The organism is Rhizobium sp. 21-4511-3d, assembly GCF_053522545.1.
In genome coordinates, this window is sequence record NZ_JBNWCF010000001.1 from 154,870 (window position 1) to 180,034 (window position 25,165).

Annotated in this window: 28 protein-coding genes; 13 read left to right on the forward strand and 15 right to left on the reverse strand. The window is 64.4% G+C overall.

Going from position 1 to position 25,165, the window contains the following annotated elements; translation table 11 throughout:
* Positions 1-3: 3 nt before the first annotated feature.
* A complete protein-coding gene (locus ACQZ5H_RS00865) occupies positions 4-957 on the reverse strand; it encodes a homocysteine S-methyltransferase family protein (RefSeq protein WP_449096451.1) in 954 nt (317 codons plus the stop codon).
* 226 nt (positions 958-1,183) lie between these two features.
* Between ACQZ5H_RS00865 and ACQZ5H_RS00870 the strand changes: the two genes are divergently transcribed.
* A complete protein-coding gene (locus tag ACQZ5H_RS00870; protein WP_112719208.1) occupies positions 1,184-1,822 on the forward strand; it encodes a TetR/AcrR family transcriptional regulator in 639 nt (212 codons plus the stop codon).
* A gap of 73 nt (positions 1,823-1,895) precedes the next feature.
* The gene (locus ACQZ5H_RS00875) at positions 1,896-2,816 is read left to right on the forward strand and encodes an EamA family transporter (protein WP_449096452.1); all 921 of its coding nucleotides are present in this window, start codon (positions 1,896-1,898) and stop codon (positions 2,814-2,816) included.
* Positions 2,817-2,824: 8 nt separating this feature from the next.
* Here ACQZ5H_RS00875 and ACQZ5H_RS00880 read toward each other — a convergent pair whose 3' ends face one another.
* On the reverse strand, positions 2,825-3,403 hold the full coding sequence (locus ACQZ5H_RS00880; RefSeq protein ID WP_449096453.1) for a hypothetical protein: 579 nt from the start codon (positions 3,401-3,403) through the stop codon (positions 2,825-2,827).
* A gap of 137 nt (positions 3,404-3,540) precedes the next feature.
* Between ACQZ5H_RS00880 and ACQZ5H_RS00885 the strand changes: the two genes are divergently transcribed.
* Entirely contained in the window at positions 3,541-4,302 is a 762-nt protein-coding gene (locus ACQZ5H_RS00885; protein WP_449096454.1) for a sulfite exporter TauE/SafE family protein, read from the forward strand.
* A 12-nt stretch (positions 4,303-4,314) separates the two neighbouring features.
* On the opposite strand, the gene ACQZ5H_RS00890 is transcribed toward ACQZ5H_RS00885, so the two are convergent.
* Positions 4,315-5,046, reverse strand: a complete 732-nt coding sequence (locus ACQZ5H_RS00890) for a hypothetical protein (RefSeq protein WP_449096455.1) — start codon at positions 5,044-5,046, stop codon at positions 4,315-4,317.
* Positions 5,047-5,142: 96 nt separating this feature from the next.
* On the opposite strand from ACQZ5H_RS00890, the gene ACQZ5H_RS00895 reads away from it, so the two are divergent.
* Both ACQZ5H_RS00895 and ACQZ5H_RS00900 read left to right on the forward strand, forming a co-directional pair.
* Entirely contained in the window at positions 5,143-5,730 is a 588-nt protein-coding gene (locus tag ACQZ5H_RS00895) for a TetR/AcrR family transcriptional regulator (RefSeq protein WP_449096456.1), read from the forward strand.
* Positions 5,731-5,884: 154 nt separating this feature from the next.
* Entirely contained in the window at positions 5,885-7,075 is a 1,191-nt protein-coding gene (locus tag ACQZ5H_RS00900) for an arabinose transporter (RefSeq protein WP_449096457.1), read from the forward strand.
* 33 nt (positions 7,076-7,108) lie between these two features.
* Here the strand turns inward: ACQZ5H_RS00900 and ACQZ5H_RS00905 are convergent, their stop codons facing one another.
* From ACQZ5H_RS00905 to ACQZ5H_RS00920, 4 genes are all read right to left on the reverse strand, one after another.
* On the reverse strand, positions 7,109-7,627 hold the full coding sequence (locus tag ACQZ5H_RS00905) for a DUF1697 domain-containing protein (protein WP_449096458.1): 519 nt from the start codon (positions 7,625-7,627) through the stop codon (positions 7,109-7,111).
* 15 nt (positions 7,628-7,642) lie between these two features.
* Positions 7,643-8,179 (reverse strand): ImmA/IrrE family metallo-endopeptidase, encoded by a 537-nt coding sequence (locus tag ACQZ5H_RS00910; RefSeq protein ID WP_203429356.1) that lies wholly within the window; start codon positions 8,177-8,179, stop codon positions 7,643-7,645.
* Positions 8,176-8,631, reverse strand: coding sequence for a hypothetical protein (locus tag ACQZ5H_RS00915; protein WP_449096459.1), 456 nt, complete (start codon positions 8,629-8,631; stop codon positions 8,176-8,178). Before ACQZ5H_RS00915 ends, ACQZ5H_RS00910 begins: the two co-directional genes overlap by 4 nt.
* Positions 8,632-8,697: 66 nt before the next feature.
* Positions 8,698-10,806: a S9 family peptidase gene (locus tag ACQZ5H_RS00920; protein ID WP_449096460.1), complete on the reverse strand. Its 2,109-nt coding sequence runs from the start codon at positions 10,804-10,806 to the stop codon at positions 8,698-8,700.
* Positions 10,807-11,057: 251 nt separating this feature from the next.
* Between ACQZ5H_RS00920 and ACQZ5H_RS00925 the strand changes: the two genes are divergently transcribed.
* Complete coding sequence (locus tag ACQZ5H_RS00925) at positions 11,058-11,447, forward strand: DUF930 domain-containing protein (protein WP_112719198.1); 390 nt, start codon at positions 11,058-11,060, stop codon at positions 11,445-11,447.
* Between the two features lie 31 nt (positions 11,448-11,478).
* On the opposite strand, the gene ACQZ5H_RS00930 is transcribed toward ACQZ5H_RS00925, so the two are convergent.
* Entirely contained in the window at positions 11,479-11,922 is a 444-nt protein-coding gene (locus ACQZ5H_RS00930; protein WP_199626450.1) for an RrF2 family transcriptional regulator, read from the reverse strand.
* A 173-nt stretch (positions 11,923-12,095) separates the two neighbouring features.
* Between ACQZ5H_RS00930 and ACQZ5H_RS00935 the strand changes: the two genes are divergently transcribed.
* Complete coding sequence (locus ACQZ5H_RS00935) at positions 12,096-13,088, forward strand: alpha/beta fold hydrolase (protein WP_449096461.1); 993 nt, start codon at positions 12,096-12,098, stop codon at positions 13,086-13,088.
* A gap of 3 nt (positions 13,089-13,091) precedes the next feature.
* Here the strand turns inward: ACQZ5H_RS00935 and cax are convergent, their stop codons facing one another.
* Positions 13,092-14,243: a calcium/proton exchanger gene (gene cax, locus ACQZ5H_RS00940; protein WP_112719195.1), complete on the reverse strand. Its 1,152-nt coding sequence runs from the start codon at positions 14,241-14,243 to the stop codon at positions 13,092-13,094.
* Positions 14,244-14,436: 193 nt separating this feature from the next.
* Here cax and ACQZ5H_RS00945 point away from each other — a divergent pair, with 193 nt between their 5' ends.
* Positions 14,437-14,865, forward strand: a complete 429-nt coding sequence (locus ACQZ5H_RS00945) for a potassium channel family protein (protein ID WP_449096462.1) — start codon at positions 14,437-14,439, stop codon at positions 14,863-14,865.
* 35 nt (positions 14,866-14,900) lie between these two features.
* Here ACQZ5H_RS00945 and ACQZ5H_RS00950 read toward each other — a convergent pair whose 3' ends face one another.
* On the reverse strand, positions 14,901-15,311 hold the full coding sequence (locus tag ACQZ5H_RS00950) for a universal stress protein (RefSeq protein ID WP_112719193.1): 411 nt from the start codon (positions 15,309-15,311) through the stop codon (positions 14,901-14,903).
* A gap of 281 nt (positions 15,312-15,592) precedes the next feature.
* Here ACQZ5H_RS00950 and ACQZ5H_RS00955 point away from each other — a divergent pair, with 281 nt between their 5' ends.
* Complete coding sequence (locus tag ACQZ5H_RS00955) at positions 15,593-16,453, forward strand: VOC family protein (RefSeq protein WP_449096463.1); 861 nt, start codon at positions 15,593-15,595, stop codon at positions 16,451-16,453.
* A gap of 18 nt (positions 16,454-16,471) precedes the next feature.
* Here ACQZ5H_RS00955 and ACQZ5H_RS00960 read toward each other — a convergent pair whose 3' ends face one another.
* On the reverse strand, positions 16,472-16,960 hold the full coding sequence (locus ACQZ5H_RS00960) for an HIT family protein (RefSeq protein WP_449096464.1): 489 nt from the start codon (positions 16,958-16,960) through the stop codon (positions 16,472-16,474).
* A 138-nt stretch (positions 16,961-17,098) separates the two neighbouring features.
* Between ACQZ5H_RS00960 and ACQZ5H_RS00965 the strand changes: the two genes are divergently transcribed.
* Together ACQZ5H_RS00965 and ACQZ5H_RS00970 are read left to right on the forward strand one after the other, a co-directional pair.
* Positions 17,099-17,365, forward strand: a complete 267-nt coding sequence (locus ACQZ5H_RS00965) for a DUF2277 domain-containing protein (RefSeq protein ID WP_112719191.1) — start codon at positions 17,099-17,101, stop codon at positions 17,363-17,365.
* A gap of 124 nt (positions 17,366-17,489) precedes the next feature.
* Complete coding sequence (locus tag ACQZ5H_RS00970; RefSeq protein WP_449096465.1) at positions 17,490-18,830, forward strand: NAD(P)/FAD-dependent oxidoreductase; 1,341 nt, start codon at positions 17,490-17,492, stop codon at positions 18,828-18,830.
* Here ACQZ5H_RS00970 and ACQZ5H_RS00975 read toward each other — a convergent pair whose 3' ends face one another.
* Positions 18,831-19,325, reverse strand: a complete 495-nt coding sequence (locus ACQZ5H_RS00975; protein WP_449096466.1) for a GNAT family N-acetyltransferase — start codon at positions 19,323-19,325, stop codon at positions 18,831-18,833.
* A 56-nt stretch (positions 19,326-19,381) separates the two neighbouring features.
* Positions 19,382-20,311: an AraC family transcriptional regulator gene (locus tag ACQZ5H_RS00980; protein ID WP_449096467.1), complete on the reverse strand. Its 930-nt coding sequence runs from the start codon at positions 20,309-20,311 to the stop codon at positions 19,382-19,384.
* 97 nt (positions 20,312-20,408) lie between these two features.
* On the opposite strand from ACQZ5H_RS00980, the gene ACQZ5H_RS00985 reads away from it, so the two are divergent.
* Entirely contained in the window at positions 20,409-21,404 is a 996-nt protein-coding gene (locus tag ACQZ5H_RS00985; protein ID WP_449096468.1) for an aldo/keto reductase, read from the forward strand.
* Here the strand turns inward: ACQZ5H_RS00985 and ACQZ5H_RS00990 are convergent.
* A complete protein-coding gene (locus tag ACQZ5H_RS00990) occupies positions 21,382-22,323 on the reverse strand; it encodes a LysR substrate-binding domain-containing protein (protein ID WP_449096469.1) in 942 nt (313 codons plus the stop codon). The two genes, ACQZ5H_RS00985 and ACQZ5H_RS00990, sit on opposite strands and share 23 nt — an antisense overlap.
* A gap of 154 nt (positions 22,324-22,477) precedes the next feature.
* Here ACQZ5H_RS00990 and ACQZ5H_RS00995 point away from each other — a divergent pair, with 154 nt between their 5' ends.
* Positions 22,478-23,983, forward strand: coding sequence for an MFS transporter (locus ACQZ5H_RS00995; RefSeq protein ID WP_449096470.1), 1,506 nt, complete (start codon positions 22,478-22,480; stop codon positions 23,981-23,983).
* A gap of 3 nt (positions 23,984-23,986) precedes the next feature.
* Here the strand turns inward: ACQZ5H_RS00995 and ACQZ5H_RS01000 are convergent, their stop codons facing one another.
* Complete coding sequence (locus tag ACQZ5H_RS01000) at positions 23,987-25,150, reverse strand: MFS transporter (protein WP_449096471.1); 1,164 nt, start codon at positions 25,148-25,150, stop codon at positions 23,987-23,989.
* Positions 25,151-25,165 lie beyond the last annotated feature (15 nt).

Below are 25,165 nucleotides of genomic sequence, written 5' to 3' on the forward strand. Positions count from 1 at the left end.
CCCTCAAGCGCTCATTGCCTGCGGCAGGCAGGCTTCGCAGATTGCTGCGACATGGCGGTGGTCGGTGCCGCAGCAGCCGCCGAGCACCCGTAAATGCGGCAGGGCGGCGATCAGCTGCCGGTAGCGGCGGCCGAGATCTGCGGGGTCGCCCGCATCCAGCACCTCGCTCTCGTCGAGCTCGGCATGGCTCATCATCGAGGCATTGGCGCGGATGCCGGCGATCCGCTTCACCCAGGCGCCGCCTTGCGCCAGCACCGTGTCGAAATGCGCCGGGTGGGCGCAGTTGATCATGTAATAGGCCGGCGCGCCGCCCGTCGCCGCATCGGTCGTCTCGATCGCTTCCTCGATGCTGCGGCCGGTCACCAGCCGCCCGTCGGTTTCGACGGTAAACGAGATCGCGCAGGGCATGCCGTGGGCGCGGGCGGCCCGCGCAATGCCGATTGCCTCGTCGATATTGGTGAGCGTGAAGGCGCTGACCATGTCGGCCTCGGTCCCGGCAAAGGTGGCGATCTGCTCGCCGTGATAATCCTCGGCCTCCGCGGCATTCATCGCGCCCGCCTTGTAGCCGTCGCCGCGCGGGCCGATGGCCCCGCCGAGCACGATCGGCATGCCGCGCCGCTCATAGCTTTGCCGCAAACCCGAAATCAGCTCGATTGCCGCCTCGTTCGCCGCCTTCAGCTTGTCGGGCGAATAGCCGAGCCGCGCGCCCCAATCGGCATTGGCCCGCCATGTGGCGCTGTCGAGCACGAAGCCGGTGCCGTGGCGTTTGGCGATATCGAGATAGCGCCGGTAATAGTCCCTCAGCCTGCGCCGCCCCTCTTCGGAGGCAAGCAGCGTGAAGGCTGCAAAGTGCGGCAGCTCGACGCCCTCGTGGAAGATCAGCACCGTCTCCATCCCGCCATCGGAGATGAAGGTACCGCTGCCGAGCTGCGGCAGTTTCTGTCTGTATTGTGCCATTTCAAAAGCCCGCCCCTATAGAGGCCGGTGTCACCTCTACTTGGTGCCGGCAATAGAGTTCTCGCGCTTAATTGCATGGCAAACTAGGCGACTTGCGGTATACTTCGGATCGGTCGCCGACATTGCCTATTGAAATCATGATCTTGCTCGCGTTTTTCGATTGCCGGGTTGCGATCGGTAAAACGTTTCGGCAACTGAAAACTGTACCGGCGGTACAGGAGGGCGCATGAAAAAGGGCATCGAAACGAGGACGCGCATCCTCGATGTCGCCGAAGCTGCCGTGCTTCAGAAGGGTTTCGGCGGCACGTCGATCGAGGAGCTGATCGCCGAAACCGGCATCACCAAGAGCGGTTTCTTCTACCATTTCCGGGACAAGAACGAGCTCGCCAAGGCGCTGCTCAACCGCTACATCGAAAATGACGAGCGCATCTATGACGAGATCTTCAGCCGCGCCCGCGACCTGACGGACGATCCGCTACAGGCCTTCCTGCTCGGCCTCAAGCTGCTCTCCGAACTGCTGGCCGATCTGCCGAACGGTCATCCGGGCTGCCTGGTCGCCACCGTCTGCTATTACGAGCGCATCTTCGACCGCGAGATCCAGGAGACCAACCGCAACGCCGTGCTCGCCTGGCGCCGCCGCTTCGGGCGGATGTTCGAGGAGATCATGGCGGTCTACAGGCCGCGCGAACCGCTTGAGGTCGATCAGCTCGCCGATATGGTTTCCACCGTTCTCGAAGGCGGCATCGTGCTGTCGCGGGCGCTGAAGGAGCCGAACAGCCTCGCCGAGCAGATCCTCGTGCTGCGCTCGCTGATCAAGCTGCTGTTCCAGCCGCAGGCGGGTGCGGTGACGACCTTCCGGCAATAAAAGCAATTGCTAAGCAATGCATTGACAGGCTGCGGAACGACGGCCATGGATGCCTCCCGTCCTGGAGCCCCCTATGCTGATTTCCGAAGCGCTTGCCCTTGGTTCCGCCATCTGCATGGCCCTGAGCTCGATGTTCATCAACGAGCTGAACGGCCGGGTGCCGCTGATGCGCCTTGCCCGCTGGCAGATCACCGCCGCCTTCCTGATGACGGCGCTTGCAGCGACGGCGCTCGGCGGCTGGGCAACGCTCGGCACCTGGGAGTTCTCGGCGCTGGCAGGTTCCGGCCTGTTCGGCATCGTGCTCGCCAGCACCACCTATTTCGCAGCGATCTATGCCGCCGGGCCGCGGGTCACGGCGCTGCTCTTCTCGCTCGCATCTCCCTTCGCGCTCGCCATGGGCTATGTCGTCTTCGGGGAGACCATCAGTGCCATGCAGGGCGTGGGCGTCGCCCTCATTCTCTGCGGCATCGTCATTGCCATCGGCGTGCGCCGCCGCCGCCCGGCGCCGATGATCCCGCTGGCCGACGGCGAGCCGATCGAGGCGCCTGCGCCGCAGGAAAGCCCCTCGCTGAAGGGCATCGCGCTCGGCGTCATCACTGCTTTCGGCCAGGCCGTCGGCAGCCTTCTCGCCCGCCCGGCAATGGCCGCCGGTGTCGAGCCCTTCGCCGCCATGGCCGTCCGTTCCGGCCTTGCCGTCATCTTCTTCTGGGCGCTGCTTCTGCTGCCCACCATCCGCCGCCAGACCGGCGAGGTCCAAAGGCGGGATTTCCCGCTCGCCGTCATCTCCGCCTTCTTCGGAACCGCGCTCGGCATGTCGCTGCTGATGGGCGCGCTGAAGACCGGCAGCGTCGGCATCGTCTCGACGCTCTCCTCCATGACCCCGATCGTCATCCTGCCGATGGTGTGGCTGAGAAGCGGAAAGATGCCGCAGCCCTATGCCTGGGCCGGTGCTGCCATGGCAATCGCCGGAACAGCGCTCGTCAGCCTCGGCTGACCGGCCGCTCACGAATCCGGTATCAGCGGATCCTGCACCAGAAAGAATTCCGGCACCGGCGTCACGTCGGTGACGAAGAAGCCGAAGCTTGCTTTCGTTTTCGGGTCGGCATGGCCCTGGTCGAAGCGCAGCCGGTCGAAGCTCTCGAACTGGTTCTGGAAATGCGCAAACCGGTCGGAGGAGATGAAATCCGGATTGGGATTGGTCTGCCCGAAGGACAGGCCGTCGTAGAAGTCGCTGGGCTTGCCGCGGATTTCCTCCAGCTCGAATTCGAAGCCGATCCAGGCGAGCTTGCTCTCGTTGACCGTCACCATGCGCAGGTGCATGGAATTCTGCCGCAGCGTGTCGAGCGTGGCCGGGTTGGCAGCGCGGATGATCAGCGTCACCGGATCGGCAGAGGTCATCGCCTCGGTGATCTCGATCGGATCGTCCCGCGTGCCGCTGCCTGAAATGGCCAGGATATGGAAGCCGCCGAGCTCGTCGGAAAAGGAGAAGTCGCCGGCATACCATCGGCCGTCGTCGGCCGGACCGGCGCTGACGAGCGCCAGTGAAAGCAGCGCAGCCAGGATCCGCCAGTGACGCCCCATCGCTCTCTCCTGAAGCGATTATCGCATTGCCGCGGTAAATCTCAAAATCGGCCTGCGGCAGAACCGTTCGCCGCCGGCGGCGGCTTGGCGGCGCGGCTTGTGGCAGCTAGCAAGGGCAGGGGGATGGGGAGCCGCCGATGAGCCTGGAGATCGCAATTCTGCTGTTTGCCGCGGGCATTGCCGGCGGCGTCATCAATGCGCTGGCGGGTGGCGCGACGCTGCTCACCTTTCCCGCCATGCTGGCCGCCGGCCTGCCGCCGGTGACCGCCAACGCCTCCAATGCCGTCGCCATCGTCCCCGGCCATCTGCTGGCAGTGCTCGCCGATCACCGCAAGCTGCAGCCGCTCGATCTCAAACTCGGCCTCTCGGTTCTGATCTGCCTGATCGGCGGCATTCTCGGCGCGCTGCTGCTGCTGGCGCTGCCGGAGCGGCTCTTCGTGCTGCCTGTGCCGGCGCTGATCGGTGCCGCGACGCTGCTCTTCCTGTTCTCGCCGCAGATCGCCGCCTGGGCGGAGCGCCGCCGCGGCGGCAGCGAGCCGTCGCAGCTTGCCGGTTCCTCGGTGCTGGCGCTCGCCTCGGTCTATGGCGGCTTCTTCGGCGCCGGTCTCGGCGTCATCCTGACGGCGGTTCTGGCGATCGGCGATCCCAACGACATCCGCCGCGTCAAGGCGCTGAAGAACCTCTTGGCAACCGCCGTCAGCATCGCCGCCGTGACGATCTTCATCCTCGAGGGCGCCGTCAGCTGGCCGCAGACACTGGTCATGCTCTCGGGCGCCCTGTTCGGCGGCTATCTCGGCGGCTACCTCGTCCGCATCCTCCCCGCCACCATCGTCCGCTGGTTCGTCATCGTCACCGGCGCGGTGATGGCGGTGGTCTATGCGGTCAAGTATTGGCTCTGAAGGCCGCCGCCCTCAGCCCTTCGTGCCGTGAAAGACGAGATCGACATAGTCGAGCAGGAAGATCGTCGTGCGCCCCGCCTGCAGCGGTCCCATGTCGACCGGGCTGACGACGCGCCTGACGATCGGCACCATGATGCCGTCGAAGGAGCGGTAGTCGTAGCAATAGTGATTGGCCGGTCCGCCACCGAGAACGTCGACCGAATAGTCCAGCCGCCGCAGCAGATGGTCGGGGCCGAAATAGAGCGTCTGCGTCGCGGTATGAACCGGGATGTCGCCGGGATAGCTGACCTCGAGCTTCCGCCAGGTCTCGCCCGCTTCGGCATGCGTGCCGAGATCGCGAAAACGCATGCCCGGTTCGGCAAAGGTGAAGGGCACCGTCAGGTAGTTCCGAAGCGCATAGCCGATGAAATAGGTGAGGTGCAGCGCATGCCAGGGTTCCTCGCGCGGCACCTGCTTCAGCGCCTCGCGCGGCGCATCGAGCGACGCCGTCACGGTGCCGTCCGGCCGCTCGCTCCAGACCCGGTCCGGCGTATAGACGCAGAGCTCGTCGGGCGCGCCGATCCCCTGGATGACGACGCGCTGGCTGCGCAGGTCGATGGCGCAATGCGGCCGCAGGTGCCGCGGAAAGCCCTTCATTTCCAGCACGATGCCGGAAAAATTGAGATCGAGCTCGGCCGAGCTCAGCCGGCTCCAGCGCTCCAGTCCGCCATGGGCGTCGATGATGGCCTGTAGAAATTCCTGCATGACAGTCCTCGTGATTATTGATTGCGATCGCAATCATTTGACTTTGATTGCAAATGCAATTAAAAATCCGGCCTGTCAATAGGCGAGGGAATACAGATGGTCAGGGTGTCCAGGGAACAGGCAGCTGCAAACCGCGAAACGCTGGTGGATGCCGCCGGCCGTCTGTTCCGCGTCCGGGGTGTCGATGGCGTCGGCGTTGCCGAAGTCGCCAAGGAGGCGGGGCTCACCCACGGCGCGCTCTACGCGCATTTCCCCTCCAAGGAGATGCTGGCCGCCGAAGCGCTGAAATCCGGCATGCAAAAGAGCCTGAGCGATGTGAAGGCGTCGGCAGGCGACGCACAGCCGACGCTTGGCGGCTATCTCGATTTCCTGCTGTCGCGGCACATGCGCGACGCGATGGAGGAGGGCTGCCCGATGACCGCTTCCGGCAGCGAGATCGCCCGCGGCAGCGCCGAGGTCAGCCGCTCCTTCGCCGAAGGGTTCGAAAACATGGTGGCGGCGCTCGCCGCAGTCGCGCCGCCGCAGATGGCCGACGACGAGCGCCGCACGCTGGCGATCACCGCGATCGCCGCCGAACTCGGTGCCATCGTCATCTCCCGCGGCATTCTGAAATCCGACCCCGCGCTTGCCGATGGCGTGCTCGACACCGTCCGCGCCAGGCTCGGCGATGTCCTCGGCGCCTGAGCCGCATTGACACCGGCCGCAATCTTTATTAGGCCATGCTTATGCCGGTTCGCTGGCCGTAAGCGTTTGACGTCAAGCAACGCACTTATCGATCCTTTGCCGGTCGGAGTGCGTTTTTTTGTGCCCGCCGCCAAGGAATAGCCAGGAGGATATCATGGCTTTCCGCATGACCCGCGATCCCGAGCAGCGCCGTCTGCTGCTTTTGGCCGCCATTCTGTTCATTTCCTATCTCTGCGTCGCAGTCGCGCTGCCTGTCGTTCCCGTTCACGTCACGGCGACGCTTGGCCTTGGCAATGGCTGGGCCGGTTTTGGCGTCGGCGTCGCCTTTCTCGCCACCATCCTCAGCCGCGGCTATGCCGGGGCGCTCGCCGATAAAGAGGGTGGCAAACGCGCCGTTCAGCGCGGCCTCGGGCTCTATGTGATCGGCGCGCTGGTCTCGCTCGCCTCCGGGCTGGCGCTCGGTTCACCCGTCCTCTCCTTCGCGGTGCTGGTCGCCGGACGCCTGCTGATCGGCCTCGGCGAAAGCATGGTCGCCGTCGGCGTCATCTCCTGGGGCATCGGCATCGTCGGGCCGCAGAATTCCGGCCGGGTGCTGGCGCTGGTGGGGGCGGCGATCTACGGTGCGCTCGCCGTCGGCGGGCCGGTCGGCCTGCTGCTGCTCGATCGCTTCGGCTTCACCGGCACCATGGCGGCAAGCGCCATCCTGCCGCTGCTCGGGCTTCTGGCGATCCGTCCGATCCCGGCTGTCGCCGTGCATGCCACGGCAGCCCGCCCGCCGCTCTGGAGCGTCATCGGCCGCATCTGGCCGCATGGTCTCGTCGTCTGCCTGCAGGGCATCGGCTTCGCGGCGATCGGCTCGTTCTTCACGCTCTACTTCCGTGATCAGCACTGGGCCTATGCCGGTCTCGGGCTGACGGCCTTCGGCACCGGCTTCGTGCTGGTGCGCATCCTCTTCGGCCACCTGCCGGACCGCTTCGGCGGGCTGACGGTCGCCGTCGTCTCGATGGCGGTGGAAGCGGTCGGCCAGATGCTGATCTGGAGTGCCGGCAGTCCCGACCTCGCGCTTCTCGGCGCCTTCATGACCGGCCTCGGCTGCTCGATGATCTTCCCGGCCATGGGCCGCGAGGTCGTCCACCTCGTCGCCCCGCATCTGCGCGGCACCGCGCTCGGCGGCTTCTCGGCCTTCCAGGATCTCGCCTACGGGCTCACCGGCCCGCTCGCCGGGCTCCTGGCCGACCGCGCCGGCTACAGCGCCGTCTTCCTCACCGGCAGCCTCACCGCAGCCTGCGGCTTCATCATCGCCGTCCTCCTGCGCAGCAGGCAGGCGGCGACTGCCGCGTCCTGAGAGAAGCGGCCGCCCGCGTTTTCGCGTGGGCGGCTAGCTCTCCAGCGCCGCCGCCATCTCCACAAGCTTGCGCACCGTGTTGATATTGCGCGAGGTTCCGGCCTTCAGCGCCGAGAGCTTCAGCTTCGATTTGCCGGAGCCAATGGGATAGTGGACATAGATCTCCCGGCCGGAAAACACTGCCTCCTCGCCATCCGGCGCGCTGATCTTGTCGAACGCGTCTTTCGGTGCCGCTTCCGGCAGGAAATGCACCAGCACGAAACTCGGCTTGGCATCGGGGAAGGGGGCGTTTCCGGCGATCGCCTCCATCTCCCTTCGGCTGCGGATCATCACCCCCGGCCTCTTGCCGAGCTTCTCCCCCAGCGCCGCGTCGAGCCTCTCGCCTGCCGTTTTCTCGCTGTCAGCGGAGCGGAAGACGACGTTGCCGCTCTGGATATAGGTCTTGGCGTCCTCGAACCCGAGCGCATCACAGATCGCCTTCAGTTCCGCCATCGGCAAGGCACCGGTGCCGCCGACATTGATGGAGCGGATGAGGGCGATGTAGACGGGCATGGGTGGGTGCCCCTGTTATACTCTCACGTTAAATTCGCCACGGAGCTCCCGCTGCCGCTCGCCTTCAAGGTCGATGCCGAGTGTCTTGAGTCTAATTTCCATCGCCTGTGGCGATACCGCAAACATGCGCGAAATTTTTTGTAGATCGTAATCTTGCCAAACCATCTCGCTCAAGACTGCTTCACGCGGCATAAGTATCTGCGCTGCCAGCTTGTTCGCTTGCACTTCGTGAGAAGGCCTGAATGGCTCAGATGGATTGGCTGCGGTCGGCGCATCGAATAGACGATCAAGGTGGCCGCGCTCTTCAAGCAGATCACGGTGCAGCAAGTAATGGGCAAGCTCATGGGCGGCAGTAAAGTTCTTACGCTGCCGAGATTGCTCCGAGTTTACGGTTATCTTGCAACTTCCCCCATTGAAGTCGATGCGCCCATCGACGCCCGGTGGCATGGGCTTTTCCTCGTATTCAATACCCAAATCTTCAATAATCCCGACAACATCTATCGGGGCAGTTCTGAGCCGATCCTGAACAAATGAAAGTTCGCTCTCTCTCACTTGTTGTCTCCATTCTTGTCCAATTTTGACATTAGGTCGTTGATCTCGGAATCACTCGGTTCGCCTTCCGAGAACATCTTAACAGATAAGGCTTCTCGTCTCACAATTGAAGGCAACGAACGCTGCACTTCTTCGCGAGCGGCGATAATCGCGACGTTCTCCGCTATTTCCTTTGCGGTGAGGCGGGCTCGCTCTTCGGCACGGTTGCGCACTTCCACAATGCCGAATATCGCCGCAAGTCCTACGAGTATGCCAAACATCGCGAGTATTGCGGAAACAAAATCTAGCCGGCCAATCTGGACAGCTAGATTAAGAACATTGGCTTTCTCTTCAGAGTTGACATCCGCCAACAGAGAAGGATCAACAAAATGGAAATCTCTTAGGATTCCCCAAAGAAAAAACCCAGTGGCGATATGCAGAGCTAAAAAGAATGCAATCCAGCTATTCCGCAAGGCTCACCCCTCATGATTGCGGTATGCCTGGATTGTAAACTTTAAGCGTGAATTTTACGCTAATTCTTACATCTTCCCCGCAACCTTGATCGCAAACGCATACTCGAACGCAATCTCCTCCAGTCGCTGGAAGCGCCCGGATGCTCCGCCATGCCCGGCATCCATGTTGGTCTTCAACAGAATCGGCGCTTCCCCGGTCGTCTTCTCACGCAGCTTCGCCACCCATTTCGTAGGTTCCCAATAGGTCACCCGCGGGTCCGTCAACCCGCCGAGTGCGAGCAGCGGCGGATAGGCCTTGGCGCCGACATTGTCGTAAGGTGAGTAGGCGGCGATCTGTTCGTATTCTTCCTGGCTCTCGATCGGGTTGCCCCATTCGGGCCATTCCGGCGGGGTCAGCGGCAGGGTGTCGTCGAGCATGGTGTTCAGCACATCGACGAAGGGAACGGCGGCGATGATGCCGGCGAATTTCTCCGGGGCCATGTTGGCGATCGCCCCCATCAGCATGCCGCCGGCCGATCCGCCCTCGGCGATGATACCAGCGTAGGAGGTGAACTTCTGCTGATTCAAATAGTCAGCCGCGGCGATGAAGTCCTTGAACGTATTGGTCTTGAATTCCATCTTGCCGTTTTCGTACCAGGCAAAACCCTTGTCCTTACCGCCGCGAATATGGGCGATGGCATAGACGAAGCCGCGGTCGGCGAGCGACAGGCAGTTGGTGTTGAACCCGGCCGGGATCGTAATGCCATAGGCGCCGTAGCCGTAGAGCAGGCAGGGCGCCGAGCCGTCGAGCGCGGTGTCCTTGCGGTAGAGCAGGGTGACCGGCACGGTCTCGCCGTCCCAGGCGGGCGCGAAGACGCGGCGGGTGACGTAGTCGTCCGGGTTATGGCCCGACGGCACTTCCTGCGTCTTCAGCAGCGTCCGCTCGCGCGTCACCATGTTGTAGTCGTAGAGCTGGGAGGGCGTCGTCATCGACGAATAGGAGAAGCGGATGACGTCGGTATCGTATTCGGCGGCGCCCGAGAGACCGAGCGAATAGGCCTCCTCGGCAAAGGCGATCGCATGTTCCTCGCCCGTCTTGCGGTCGCGGATCATGATCTGCGGCAGGCCGTCCTTGCGCTCCAGCCACAGGAGATGGCGGGCAAAGGCCATGTGGTTGATGATCAGCGTGCCCGGCTTGTGCGGCACGATCTCGCGCCAGTTTGCCTTGTCAGGTGTATTGACCGGCGCTTCCACGATCTTGAAATCCTTGGCGTCGCCGTCATTGGTCAGGATGTAGAAGACGTCGCCGCCCTCGGTCAGCGTATATTCGATGCCTTCCTCGCGCTCGGCGACAATCTTCGGCTCGGCCGTCAGATCCTTGGTCGAGAGCAGCCGGTATTCCGAGGTCTCGTGGTCGTGGATGTCGATATAGATGAAATCGTCGAGCAGCGAGCCGCCGACGCCCATGAAGAAGCCCGGATCCTTTTCCTCGTAGACCAGCCGGTCGTCGCTTTGCGGCGTGCCGAGAATATGGTGGAACACCTTCGAGGGACGGTGGTTCTCGTCGAGCGCCGAGTAGAAGAAGCTCTTGCCATCCGGCGCCCAGATGCCGCCGCCGCCGGTATTCTCGATCACATCTGCGAGATCTTCGCCGGTTGCGAGGTCGCGAACCTTCAGCGTGAAGAATTCCGAGCCCTTGTCGTCATAGCCCCAGATGCCGCGGCTGTGATCGGTGGAATGGTCGAGGCCGCCGAGGCGGAAATAGCTCTTTCCGGCGGCTTCCTTATCGCCGTCGAGCAGCACGGCGCGGATCGTCTCGTCCTTGGTGTCGCCGTCGCGCGGGATGCGGAAATAGTGCGGCTGTTCGCCGCCGGTAACGAAGAACGTGCCATAGGCGAAACCGCCGTCCTTCATCGGCACCGAGCTGTCGTCTTCCTTGATGCGGCCGCGCATCTCGGAAAACAGCACCTTCTGCAGCGGCTTGGTGTCCTCCATTGCCGCGTTCATATAGGTGTTTTCGGCTTCCAGATGCTTGCGGATCTCGGGATCGAGGATCGAGGGATCCTTGAACATCGCCTGCCAGTTATCGGCGCGCAGCCAGGCATAATCGTCTGTCCTGGTGATGCCGTGGCGCGTATCGGTGACAGGCTTCTTGGCGGCGGCGGGCGGGTTCGGCAGGTTCTTGAAAACGGACAAATGAAAAGCTCCGGATCGGTATTGCGGTGGGGAAGAGATAGAGGTGCTGCGGGATGCAATCAAGCGCCGCGCAAGCATCGGTGGATAAGCTCCTGCTAAATCGAAGTCTTCCTCACGTTGCCTTGATGTCACCACATTGTTTAAGAAAGTCCGCTACCATCGCGCGGGACCTGCGCTTGGCCAGACGGAGATGACGGGGGCGTCTGGCGGAGACTTGTTCCGGATTGAGCAGATAGAGGGATTCTTCGTAAATGCCGAAATGCCTGGTCCTGTCCGTATCGCTTCTCAGCCTTGCCTCGTCCGCCTTCGCCGTCGATCCCGCCATCAAGAAGCAGCTTGAAAAGCTCGATCCCGCGACCCGCCTCGAACAGAGCTGCGATACCGAAGCGATGAGCCGCATCAACAGCGACAAGACCGGCTTCAAGCCGGACAAGGTGATCGCCTATACCTTCAAGGACCCGGTCCCCAGCGACGACCGCCTCGTCGCCCCCGGCGCGGTCTTCCGCAGCAAGGGCGACTGGTACCATCTCTCCTACACCTGCATCACCGGCCCGCAGCACATCAATGTCCGCGAGCTCGAATACCAGATCGGCGAAAAAGTGCCGAAGGATACCTGGACCAAGTATTACCTCTACGATTGAGCTAACCGGCCTATCGGCCTGATATCATGGATCACGCAAGCTTCGGCGGCTCCTTGCCCTGATCGATGATCGCCATGTCGGCGATCTCCCTGAGCGTCGTCGCCGCGTAGCGCGCCAGCAGCTCTTTCTCGGCCGCCGCATGCGCCATCTGCAGCACGGAATTCGAGGCGCGCTCGACAGGGCAGGAGGGGTGATCGCGCGAAAGCGGCGCCGGCAGGATCGCTCCCTCGTTCAGCGCCCGCTGCACATCCAGCACCGTCACTTCGTCCAGCGTCCGCACGAGCTTCCAGCCGCCGCCGCGCCCGCCTTCCGATTCCACGATCCCATGTTCGCGCAGTGCCCCCAGCGTTCGGCGCACGACGACGGGATTGGTGTTCAGCATCTGGCTGATCCGTTCCGACGTCTCCCTGCCGCCGAGCAGGCCCATATGCACCAGCACATGCAGCATCCGGGAAAGCCGGCCATCGGTCTTCATCGCGAACCTTTCCGCAACAATTATTGTTACGCTATCTTGACGGCTCCGCCTATCTGTAACAGATATTGTTACGGATAAAAGGAGCACTCATGCTGCGCCGCCAGTTTCTACTCGCCGCACCGGCCTTGGTTATCTCAGTTTCCGGCGCCAAGGCAACAAATCAGGAGCCCATCATGAACGAGCCCATCATGAACGAGACAGTCATCGACACCAGAACGATCAGGACGGGCATCCTGGAGGCGGGCTCCGGGCCGCTCGTGCTGCTCTGCCACGGCTTTCCGGAAAGCAAGCATGCCTGGCGCCATCAGGTCGCCGCCCTCGCCAGGGCCGGCTATCGCGCCGTGGCGCCGGATCTGCGCGGCTACGGCAAGACGGCGGCGCCCGAAAGCGTCGATCAATACACCGTCTTCCACGCCGTCGGCGATCTCATCGCGCTGATGGATGCGCTCGGCGAGGAGAAGGCGGTGATCGCCGGTCACGACTGGGGCGCGACGATCGCCTGGCAGGCTGCCCTCCTGCGCCCCGACAGGTTCAAGGCCGTCATTGCGCTGAGCGTGCCGATGATGGGCCTGCCGCCGGTGCCGCCCTCGAAGATCTTTCCGCAGAATGACGAGGCGCTGTTCTACACGCTCTATTTCCAGGAGCCGGGTCTTGCCGAAGCGGAGTTCGAGCGCGACCCTGCGCTGACGCTGCGCAGGATCCTTCATGCGGCGAGCGGCGAGGCGGGTCCGAGAAAGCCCGGCGATAACACGCCCAATCCCTTCTCGATGGTCAGCCGCAACGCCGGCCTGCTCGCCGCGCTGCCCGATCCGGCGGAGCTTCCCGCCTGGCTACCCTCCGCCGATTTCGAAAGACTGGTCGCGGATTTCAAGGCGTCGGGCTTCACCGGCGGTCTGAACTACTACCGCAATCTCGACCGCAACTGGGAACTCCAGCAGGCCAATGCCGGCCAGCGCGTCGCGATCCCCGCGCTGTTCATGACCGGCGAACGAGACCCCGGCCTCGCCATCCCCGGCATGACCGAAATCATCGCCGCCATGCCCGCACTGGTGCCGCAACTGCGTGGCTCTGACATCCTCCCCGGCGCCGGTCACTGGCTGCAGCAGGAACGCCCCGCCGAGGTGTCGGAGCGGATGATCGCCTTCCTCAAGCAGCTGAATGCCTGAATCTCAGGGAGAGGCGGGCGGCAGCAGGAACAGCGTCAGCCCGAAGACCGAATAGACGGCGAGCGCCAGCACGCCCACATACCAGGCGCCGCGTCCGCCATTCGAAAGCAGGCTCGCCGCCATCGTCGAGATGAAGATCATGGCGACGGCGCCCGGCCAGAATTCCAGCGACATCGGCTCGGGACCGATGAAATAGCTGAGGATGACGAGGACGGGGGCGACGAAGAGGGCGATCTGCGAGGCGCTGCCGAGCGCGATGCCGACGCTGAGATCGAGCCGGTTGGCGCGTGCCGCGGAAAAGGCCGCCGCCATCTCGGCGGCGGCGCCGACCAGGGCCACGACGATGAAGCCGACAAAGGCCGGGCTCATGCCCATGCTCTCGGCCGCCGCCTGCACCGAGCCGACGAAGACCTCGCTGATCAGCGCCACGAACAGCGTCACGACGACAAGCACGGTGATGCTGGTCGAAAGCCGCCAGCCGCCATGCTCCTCCGCCGCCTCGCCGACACTGGCGAAGAGCTCGCGATGGGTCTTCAGCGAAAACAGCATGCCCATCGCATAGACGGCAATCAGGATGATCGCGAGACCGAGGCTGAGCTGATGCAGCGTCTCCGGCTTCTGCCCGTTATTGCCGATCAGCGACGGCACGAGCACGGCGACGGTCGCCAGAAACAACAGGCAGGCCTGGAACCGGGCGCTGACGCGATTGAACTCCTGCACATGATGCTTCAATCCCCCGAGCAGGAACGAGCCGCCGAGCATGAACAGCGTATTGGTGACGATAGCACCGGCAATCGACGCCTTGACCAGCAGATATTCGCCCGCCTGCAATGCGGCGAGCGCGATCACCAGTTCGGTGAGATTGCCGAGCGTCGCGTTCAGCAGCCCGCCGACCGCGTCACCCGTGCGCGCCGAAACCGCTTCCGTCGCCCGGCTCAGAAGTGCGGCCAGCGGCACGATCGCCAGTACCGAGAGTATGAAGAGCAGCGTATGCGCCTCGGGTGCAGCCATCTCCGTCAGGATCACCACCGGCACGAAGACGAGGAGGGCGAGCAGCGGCATGCCGCGAAGCTCCGCAATCGCGGCGGCTAGGATGCCCGAGGGCCGCGAATGTCCGCCTGTCTGCTGAACGTTCTGCACAGCCGCCTCCGCCATATTTCGAAACGTCCCACGCTACGGCGCAGGCGGCCTTCATGCATTGACCGCGATCAAGCCTCGCGATGCCAGTGGCGGATTTTCAGTCTTTGCAGGGCGGCGTGATTGATCCTCTTCAATGCAGCCTCCGGCAGAGCTGCTATCGTGAAGCGAACGCCGCTCCACGCGGGCCGCATCCATCCCGGGAGGCACAGTGTTCGCCAAGCTTCTCCTCGCGACGGCACTGATTGCCGCCACGGTCGCCATCCAGGCAATCTTCATGGCTGCCGGCCTCAGGGTCTTCCGGCGCATCGACCCGCATTATCTGACCCGCCACGCCACTTTGGCGACCGTCGTCTGGGTCAGCTACCTGCTGGTGCCGATCATCCTCGACATCTGCCTCTGGGCGCTGGTCTATTATCTCATCGGCGCGCTGCCGAGCTTCGAGGATGCCGTCTATTTCTCCACCACCACCTTCACCACCGTCGGCTACGGCGACATCGTCCTCGGCCAGGACTGGCGCCAGGTCTCGGTCTTCGAAGCGGTCAACGGCTGGATCATCTTCGGCTGGGCCACAGCCCTCATCATGGCCATCATCCAGAGGCTCTATTTCCAGGAGGATGGAGAAAAGGGCAGGGGGTGACTGCCCCTTTCCTCCTGTCCAGGAAGAACGGGTTCCTACCTATCCACCAGCACCGAGCATTTCGCATGCCGCACCACGCGGTCGGCGGTGGCGCCGATGAAGTAGTTGGAGAAATCGGGGATGTGCGAGGCGACGATGATCAGGTCGGCGCCGTGGGTTTCGGCGGCCACCAGAATGCCGTTGGCGGGCGGGCCGCGGCCGATCTCGATGCTGGCGGGGATGCCGGTCTTCAGCCGCAGGGTTTCCAGCCGCGCCCGGCCGTCCTTCATGGCGTTCTCGACGAGTTCGGCCGGAAGGTCGATCGCCACATAGGTCGGCACGTCCTCGACGACATTCAGCAGAATGATCTCGCCGCCTTCGTCGAGCAGCGTCGCCGCCTTGCGCAGCGATTTCTCGCCGCGGTCGATACTGCCGATTTCGATGGGAACGAGGATTTTCTTGTACATGATCTGCTCCGGTATGAACTGCATCCACTCTACCGGAGGATAGATAAGGCGCTTTGATACGGATCAAGCGGCGGCGCCCACCGCGTCAACAGATGTTGAACGATTTATCCGCAAAAACCCGTCTTCTGCGAACAATCGGAATGCGCCATATAGCATGCAAGTACAGCGGCCGAGGGGACCATGAGATCATGAACCGGCGAACATTCCTCGAGCTTGCCACAGGCGGCGCCTTCGCCGCCACCGCCGGTACACCTTCGCAACTGATGGCGGGAGAGAGACTGATGACATCTGAGACTTCCTACGCGCTGACGCGCCCTGCCCATGTCGGCCATTCGCATCTGGTCGTGAAGGACCTGGCCGCCGTTTCCGGCTTCTACCAGTCGATGCTCGGCCTCAAGGTGATCGAAAAGACCGCGAGCGGCGAGGTGCTTGGCGTCGCCGGCCTGCCGCTTCTGACGCTGACGACGGATAGCAACGCGCAGACCGCGCCGCGCAACGCCGCCGGCCTGTTCCACACCGCCTTCCTGATGCCCGACCGTACCGAGCTTGCCCGCTGGCTGCGCCATGCCGCGCATAACAATGTCGTGCTCGACGGCGCTTCCGACCATCTCGTCAGCGAGGCGATCTACCTCTCCGACCCCGAAGGCAACGGCATCGAGATCTATGCCGACCGCCCGCACGACGTCTGGAAATTCCATCAGGACGGCCAGGTGGAAATGGCGACCAACCGCCTCGACCTCCAGGCGCTCTACGACAGTGCCCCTCAGGATAGCTGGAACGGCATGGCCGACGGCACGGCGATCGGCCATATCCATCTGCAGGTCGGCAACATACCCGAAGCCGACGCCTTCTACCGCGACGTCCTCGGCCTGAAGATCATGGCCCGCTATCCCGGCGCCAGCTTCTTCGCCACCGGCGGCTACCACCACCACGTCGCCGCCAACATCTGGAACAGCCGCGGCGCCGGCACCCGCAGCGAGACGATGACCGGCCTTGCCGACTACTCGCTGCACTTCAACGACAAAACCGCCCTCGACACCGCCAAGACCGCACTCGACAAGCTCGAGATCAAGACCGAAGCCCGCGACGGCGGCGTGTTCCTGAGGGATCCCTGGGGGATCGGGCTGACGCTGACGGCGTAAGCGCCTCGCACCTTGCCTTCAGAACTGAAGGGTCCGGCGCAGAATCGAGATCGTCTCGGCCACTGGCGGGCCCTTGATCGGCGGCGGGTCTTTGCGCTCGCAGAACTCGCGCCAGACGAAGAGCGTCAGCTCGGCGCCATCGGTCGGCGTCTCTCCCGGCCCATCCGCGAAGCGCTCGAGCACCCGGTAGCGCGCGTCGCTCCAGAAGAGCTCCTCGACCCAGCCATAGATCGGGATGGCATGAAAATGGATCGGATAGCCCGGCGAATGCCCGTAGCGGCCGATATAGACCCGCTCGGCGCCGAGGACATCGCTCAACGCTCGCTGCACCTTGGCAAAAACCATCCCCATCGCACTCAGCGCGTCGGCGGATAGGTCGCTCAGACTGTTGGTATCGGCAGTCGAACTGATCATCAGATAGCCTGGCAAGGCCGAATTGATCCGGTGGTTGACGCTCCAATCGGAAGTCCCGCCGATGAGATAGTCTGAAGGTATGGCGCTGGTCATGCCTGAGCTTAGCAGGCTGTCCGTCCAGACTGAAAGCCCACCCGGCCCACCCACTCCGTTGCAATTGCCGCCGATACCGCTAGCTTCCCCCTTGTGCCGCGGTGCTTTCGCGGTGCCGAGACGAGGAGGATGCGGGCCATGTGCCGGAATATCAAACCGCTGTTCAATTTCGATCCGCCGGCAACGGAGGCGGAGATCCATGATGCGGCGCTGCAGTTCGTGCGCAAGCTGAGCGGCAGCAACAAGCCCTCGAAGCGCAACGAGGCCGCCTTCGAGCATGCCGTACAATCGATCGCCAGATGCGCCGCCGAATTGCTGGAGTCGCTGGAAACCTCGCAGCCGCCGCGCGACCGCGAGGAAGAGGCCGCCAAGGCGAAAGCGCGCTCGGCGCTGCGTTTCGCCTGAGGAAAGCAATGCTCCGCAAAGATCGTTCCGGGCGCCGCCAAAACGCAGCATAACCATGCTTGAACGGATGCTAACGGAAGGCTAGGGATCGGCTGACACTCCTCATGCAGCAAGATCCTCCCTGATGTTTCCCTTCTCCGAAGCCGACCCTGTCAACCATTCCAGCCCCGTGCCTGAAAGCTCGGAGGTGGTCATCGTCGGTGGCGGGGTGATCGGCGTCAGCACCGCGCTCTTCCTGGCTGCGCGCAATATCCAGGTCACGCTCCTGGAAAAGGGCCGCATCGCCGCCGAGCAGTCGTCGCGCAACTGGGGCTGGATCCGCAAGCAGGGGCGCGATCCCGACGAGCTGCCGATCGTCATCGAGGCCTGCCGTCTGTGGCAGCAGCTCGCGGACGAATGCGGCGAGGATATCGGCCTCCGGCAGACCGGCGTCACCTATCTGGCGCGCACCGTCAAGGACATGGCGAAGTTCGCCAAGTTCATGCAGATCGCCGCTGCCCATGATCTCGATACCCGGCTTCTCGATGGCGCCGAGGTCGCCTCGCGGATCGGCGGCATGGCGCGCCGCTATGCCGGCGCGATGACGACGCCGTCGGATATGCGCGCCGAGCCCTGGCTCGCCGTCCCGGCGCTGGCGCGGCTTGCCGCCCGCAAGGGTGTCCGGATCATCGAAAACTGCGCCGTCAGGGCGCTCGATACCGCTGGCGGGCGCATCACGGGCGTCTGGACCGAAAGCGGCAGGATTTCCACATCGACGGTATTGGTCGCCGGTGGCGCCTGGTCGTCGCTGTTCCTGCGCAGGCATGGCGTCTCGATCCCGCAGCTCAGCGTGCGCGCCACCGTGGCCGCGACCGAGCCGCTGCCGGAATTTCATGCAGGTGCGGCGATCGAGGATGACATCGCCTTCCGGCGCCGGCAGGATGGCGGCTATACGCTGGCACCCGGCGGCAGCAACCTGCTCTTCGTCGGCCCCGACGCCTTCCGCAACGCCACCAGATATCTCCCGGCGCTGCTCGACCATCCCTTCGGCACGCGCTATCTCCCGGCCGCCCCCGCGGGTTTCCCCGACAGCTGGTCGACGCCGCGAGACTGGACGCCCGACAGCAAGAGCCCCTTCGAGCGCATGCGCGTCCTCAATCCGGCGCCCGGAGCGTCCGATCTCGCCTCGATCAGGCGCGGCTTCACCACACTCTTCCCGCAATTCAAAGACTTGCGCCTGAAGACGACATGGGCTGGGATGATCGATGCCATGCCCGATGTCGTGCCTGTCGTCGATCGCGTCAGTGCCATCGGCGGCCTGTTCGTCGCCACCGGCATGAGCGGCCACGGCTTCGGCATCGGCCCGGGCATCGGCCGCGTCATGTCCGATCTGATCCAGGGCAACGACACCGGCCACAGGCTCGACCGCTTCCGCTTCTCGCGCTTCTCCGACGGCAGCCCGATAAGGCTTGGTCCGGCGATCTGATCAGAGCTCCATGACCATCTCATGCCAGGCCATGCCGCCGTGATCGGAGGCGGAGGGCCTGGTGTAGCGATAGCCCATCCGGGCATAGAGCGGCACATGCGCCTCCTTGCACATCAGATGGATGGTCTTCTTGTCCATCGCCTTCATCCGCGCGATGAAATGCTGCATCAGGAGCTTCGAATAGCCCTTGCCCTGTTCGGCGGGATCGACGACCACGGACAGGATGACGGCGTTGGGCGCCGCGGGATCATGCCCGACCAGCTCCTTGAACGCCTCGTCCGACATGACGACCTCGAAGGCGCAGCCGCTATTGATGAAACCGGCGATCTTGCCGTCCGCTTCGAGAATGACGAAGCCCTCGGGATAGAGTGCGATCCGCGTCGCGATCTTCTCCAGCGTCGCCGCCTCGTCACCCTCATAGGCTGACGTCTCGATCTCGAAGCATCGCGCGGCATCGTCAGGGGTGGGCTGGCGGAAGGAGATTTCGGCAGGCATCGCGGCATCCATGTTTGACTGCCGCAGCCCTATCATGCGCGGATCGCCCCGTCAGCCTATTCCGCCGCCACGGCCATGGCCCGCGTGTCGTTCCGGTAAAACTTCGGGGCGCGGCCGGTGACGCGCTTGAAGGCGTTGGAGAAGGCGCTTTCGGAAGTGTAGCCGAGCGAGCGGGCGAGCGTCGCCACCTGCACGTCGTCTTCGCGCAGCGAGCGTTCGGCAAGCCGCATGCGCCATTCCGTGAGATAGGCGAGCGGCGCAATCCCGGCCACCTGCTTGAAATAGACGGCGAAGGTGGTGCGCGACATGGCGGCGGCGGTGGCGAGCTCTTCCAGCTGCCAGGCGCGGCCGGGCTCGGCATGCATCAGCCGCAGCGCCGGCGCGATGCGGCGGTCGCTGACGGCGCGCAGCAGGCCGGCGGAGAGCGAACCGGCATGATCGAGATGGGCGCGCAGCAGCTGCACGAACAGCAGTTGCGCCAGCTGCGCCGAGGCGACCGAACCGCCCGGCAGGTCTGCTGTCTGTTCCGAAACGATCTGCGCCACCACCCATTGCAGCACGGCCGCCTGCGGCGAGCCGGCCTTTGCGTGGATGAAGGGCGGCATGACATCGGTCAGCAGCGCGCCGCGCTCCGGATCGAGCCCGGCATGGCCGCCCATGATTTCCACATCGGTATCCGTGGTGAGCTGCTTGATGCGTCCGGCAAAGGTGGCAAACAGCGGCTTCGCCTCGACCGGCGTGAGCGACAGATCGGTCGAGAGCACGAAATCGCGGGTGGTGACCAGGAAGGTATCCCCGGCCTCCAGCCGCACGGGCCCGGCGCCGCCCTCGACATCCAGCCAGCAGCTTCCTTTCAGCAGCGCATAGAACTTGATCTGCTGCGGCCGGAACTGCAGCGACCAGGCGCCGCCGATCTTGAAGCCGCCGGAGATGACGGATTGCGCATTGGTGAGCGTCAGCAGGTCTGAAAAGGGATCGTTCGACATTCTCGAATTTTCGCGCATGTAATCGGAATTTACAAGTATTTGAAATTCGGCCGTCCGGGCGCAGTCTCCAGGCGCAATCACGAATGGAGAATGCATCATGAGCCTCAAGAAGCGCAAACTCGGCAGCCAGGGTCTGGAAGTCTCGGAAATCGGCCTCGGCTGCATGCCGATGAGCCAGTCCTATGGTCCGGCCGATCAGGACGAGGCGATCCGCGCGCTGCACCGGTCGATCGATCTCGGCTGCACCTTCTTCGACACCGCCGAAGTCTATGGACCGCACACCAACGAAGACCTGCTCGGCCGCGCCTTCAAGGGCCGCCGCAGCGCGGTGACGATCGCCACCAAGTTCGGCTTCAAGATCGTCGACGGCAAGCAGGTGCCCGGCGAAGTGACCAGCCATCCCGACAATATCCGCAGGGCGGTCGACGGCTCGCTGAAGCGGCTGCAGACCGATCATATCGATCTCCTCTACCAGCACCGCGTCGACCGCACCGTGCCGATCGAGGACGTGGCGGGCACCGTCAGCGAGCTCGTCAAGGAAGGCAAGGTCAAGTATTTCGGCCTGTCGGAAGCCGGTATCGCCAATATCCGCAAGGCCCACGCGGTCTTCCCGGTGACGGCGCTGCAGAGCGAATATTCGCTGTGGGAGCGCAATCTCGAGCCGGAGATCATCCCGGTCCTGCGCGAACTCGGCATCGGCCTGGTGCCCTTCTCGCCGCTCGGCCGCGGTTTTCTCACTGGCAAGGTGATGCGCGCCGAGGAATATCCGGAAAACGATCACCGGCATAACGACCCGCGCTACCAGGGCGAAAACTTCGACGAAAACGTCAAGGCCGCCGAAGTGGTTCACGCGATCGCCCGCGACAAGCAGGCAACCCCGGCTCAGATCGCGCTCGCCTGGCTGCTGCACAAGGGCGACGACGTCGTGCCGATCCCCGGCACCAAGCGCCAGAGCTATCTCGAGGAAAATGTCGGCGCCGCCGCCATCGCGCTCAGCGCCGCCGACATGAAGAGCCTCGACGCCGCGCTGGCACCGGAGAAGGTCTCCGGCGACCGCTACGCTTCCTGGATCATGCCGACGGTCGACCGGTAACGGAAAGGCCGGGCGCTGCGGGTTCGTCGCAGCGCTCGGCAAACAGCGTGTCGATCAGGTAGTCGACCAGCACCCGAACCTTCGGCGACAGGTGCCGGTTCGACGGCCAGATGACATGGAACTGCCCGGGGCCATCGATATGGTCGCCAAGCACGCTGCGCAGCGTCCCATCGGCAAGCGGCCGCCGCGCCAGAAAATCCGGCATGCAGCCGATGCCGAGACCTGCAAGCACGGCGCCCCGCAGCGCCTCCATATTGTTGCAGGTCATCAGGCCGGGTGGCGCCAGGGCCGCGCCGCCTGCCTCCATCAGCGGCCAGTCCTGGATCTTGCCGCTGTTTGGAAAGCGGAAGCGGATGGCGAGATGACCGGCCAGATCCTGCGGGACCTCCGGCGTGCCGTGTTTTTCGAGATAGCTTGGTGCGGCGCAGAGCAGCATCTGGAATGGCCTGAGCGCCCGCGACATGAGCCTCGAATCCTGCAAATCGCCGCTACGGATCGCCACGTCGACGCCTTCGTCGATCAGATCGACGATCCGGTCGTTGAAATCGAGATCGAGCTCGACTTCGGGATAGCGGCGGATGAATTCCGGCAGCACCGGCAGCAGCAGATGGTAGCTGACGAGCGGCGCGCTGAGCCGCAAGCGGCCGCGCGGCGTCGCCACCGCTGCTGCGAGCGAGGCCTGCGCATCTTCGAGATCGTCGAGCACGCGGCGGCAGCGCTCGTGGAACAGCCGGCCTTCCTCCGTCAGCCGGATGCTGCGCGTCGAGCGCTGGAAGAGCCGCACGCCAAGCTGCTTCTCCAGTGTCGTCACCGCCTTGCCGACTGCGGATGCCGACAGGCCGAGCACGCGGCCCGCAGCGACGAAACTGCCGAGATCGGCGGTTCTGACAAAGGCCGAAAGCCCGCTCAGCTGATCCATCTCATTCCATCCATTCGAGCGAATCTTTCCATTATGCCAGGAGAGATAGCGCGCTTATCGCATGATTGAAGCGAATTTATCCTGTTTGCGTTGCCGCCGATAGCCCTCCCACCTCAAGGCGGCACGCCCTCTCTTTCGAACAGGCGGAAAGCTCATGACCAAACCTGACATGTCCAAGCGGATCCTGGCGCTCGCCGGTGTCTGCTCTGCGGCCGCGGCAATGCCGCTCACCTTTACCGGCCCGGCAGTGGCGCTTCCGGCGATCGCCCATTCGCTCGGCGGCAGCCCGATCGCGCTGAACTGGGTGACCAATGCCTTCATGCTGACCTTCGGCAGCAGCCTGATGGCGGCGGGAACGCTGGCCGATACCTATGGCCGCAAGCGGCTGTTCCTCAGCGGGCTCACGGCCTTTCTGATCTTCTCCGTCTTGCTCGCCTTCGCCCCCGATATCCTCTGGTTCGATATCCTGCGGGCGCTGCAGGGGCTGGGGGCGGCCGCGACCTTCTCCAGCGGCATGGCCGCATTGGCGCAGGAATTCGAGGGCAATGCGCGGATGCGGGCCTTCAGCATCGTCGGCGCCAGCTTCGGCGTCGGCCTCGCTTTCGGGCCGATCGCTTCCGGGCTGATGGCCGAGAGTTTCGGCTGGCGGTCGATCTTCGCGCTGGTCGCGGTTCTCGGCCTGATTGCCTTCGTGCTCGGCGCAAACTTCCTGCACGAAACCCGCGATCCCGATGCCGCCGGCCTCGATTGGCCGGGCGCCGCAAGCTTCACCCTGGCGCTGGCACTCCTGACCTACGGCGTGCTCCTGGCGCCGGAGCAGGGCTGGACCAGTGCGCCGGTTGCCGCGCTGCTTGCAGGCGCCGCAGCGGTTCTCGTCGCCTTCTGGCGGATCGAACGCAGTGTCGCCCGCCCGATGCTCGACCTCTCGCTGTTCCGCTACCCGCGCTTCGTCGGCGTGCAGCTGCTGGCGGCCGCACCCGCCTATGCCTTCGTGGTGCTGCTGATCCTGCTGCCGGTGCGTTTCGTCGGCATTGACGGTATGAGCGAGGTTCAGGCCGGTCAGATGATGGTGGCGCTTTCCGGACCGCTGCTGGTGCTGCCCGTCGTCGCGGGCATGCTGACCCGCTGGTTCTCGGCGGCGATCATCTGCAGCGGCGGCCTGCTGATTTCGGCGGGCGGTCTGTTCTGGCTGTCGGCCACGCCGTCCTCCGATCCGGCGCTGCTGATCGCGCCGCTGATGATGATCGGCACCGGCATCAGCCTGCCCTGGGGCCTGATGGACGGGCTCGCCGTCAGTGTCGTGCCGAAGGAGCGGGCGGGCATGGCGACCGGCATCTTCAGCACCACGCGCGTTGCCGGTGAAGGCGTGGCGCTGGCTGTTGTTAGCGCCGTGCTCTCGGCCCTGATCGGCACGAGGCTCAGCGGCGATGGCGCCGCGGCCGCAGCGCAGCGGCTGGTGACCGGCGATCTCCGGGCCGCCGGCGCATTGATCCCCGGCATGACCGGCGAGGCGCTTGCCGCAACCTATGCGCAGGCCTTCAGCTCGCTTTTGACATTGCTTGCGGGCGTCACGGTCTTTACCGCCGTCGTCGTCATAGCCTTTCTCGGTCGCCGGCCGGCGGAGACGGGAGAGGCCGCCTGCGCCAGCCCTGCGGAATAGGGCTCACGCCGCCTGCACCCGGCGCAGGCCGATGCTGGCGGCAATGGCGAGCTCGGCCAGCGCTGCGGCGAGCAGGATCGAGAGAAAGACTTCCCGGCCGAGATGAACGAGCACCCATCCGCCCACGGCCGGGAAGCCGAAGATGCCGACGAAATAGGACATCACGAACCAGGTCAGCGCCGCATGGCGATAAAGCGGCTCGGTGTTGTTGACGGCCCAGGTCTGGATCACCGAATAGACGAGACCGTAGCCGATGCCGGTCAGGATCGCCGAGACGATCTGGAAGGCCGGATGGAGGCCGACGCCGAACATCGCGGCGACGCCAAGGCACATCGAGGTCAGCAGAGCCGAGGCAAGCTGCGCCTGCGGCAGGGTCGCCAGGAAGCGGGCAAGCAGCAGCCGCGCGGCAACGACGGTGACGGCATAGACGGCGAAGAAGGTTGCGGCGGTCGCACCCGTGCCCGCGACCAGCGAGGACTGGAAGGTCAGCAGGCCGGAGAAGACGCAGGCGCCGAGCGCCACCATCAGGATCGGCCGGATCGAGGCGCTGCGGGCAATCACGCCGATATCCCGCACCCAGGGGCGCAGCGCCGATGTTCGCTCACCGCCCGGCGCCATCGAGCCGAAGATCCAGAGCAGCAGCGACGCGGCAAGGCAGGCAGCGCCGACCAGCATGAAGGTCGCCTCGACCGAGAGCCCGGCCTCGCTCAGCACCAGATTGAGAATGACCGGGCCGCCGCCGATGCCGGCCATCTGGAAGGCGCCGAAGCGGGTGAACCAGAAGCCGCGATCGGCGTCGGTGACGCGCTCGGACAGCGCCATCGGCGCGCCGATATAGAACATTCCCCAGCCGAGCCCGATCAGGAAGCCGGAGACCAGCGGCAGGCCGAGACCGCCGCCCGCAGCAAAGGCGAGCAGCAGGAAGCCGAGCGCCACGGCAGCGCTCGCGATCGCGCTCATCCGCGCAGCATCGATCCGCCCGGAAAGCCAGCCGACCAGCGGCACGCCGGTAAAGGTCCCGGCCATGGCAGCGGCGAGTGTCAGCCCGGTATCGACATCGCTGCCGCCATGGGCGCGGTAATAGGCCGAAAACAGGAAAGTGGCGCCATAGCCTGCCGCAGCAAGCATGGTGCCGGTGAAGAGGAAGGGTGCAGCAGAGGGACGCATGGGCATTTCCGGAGA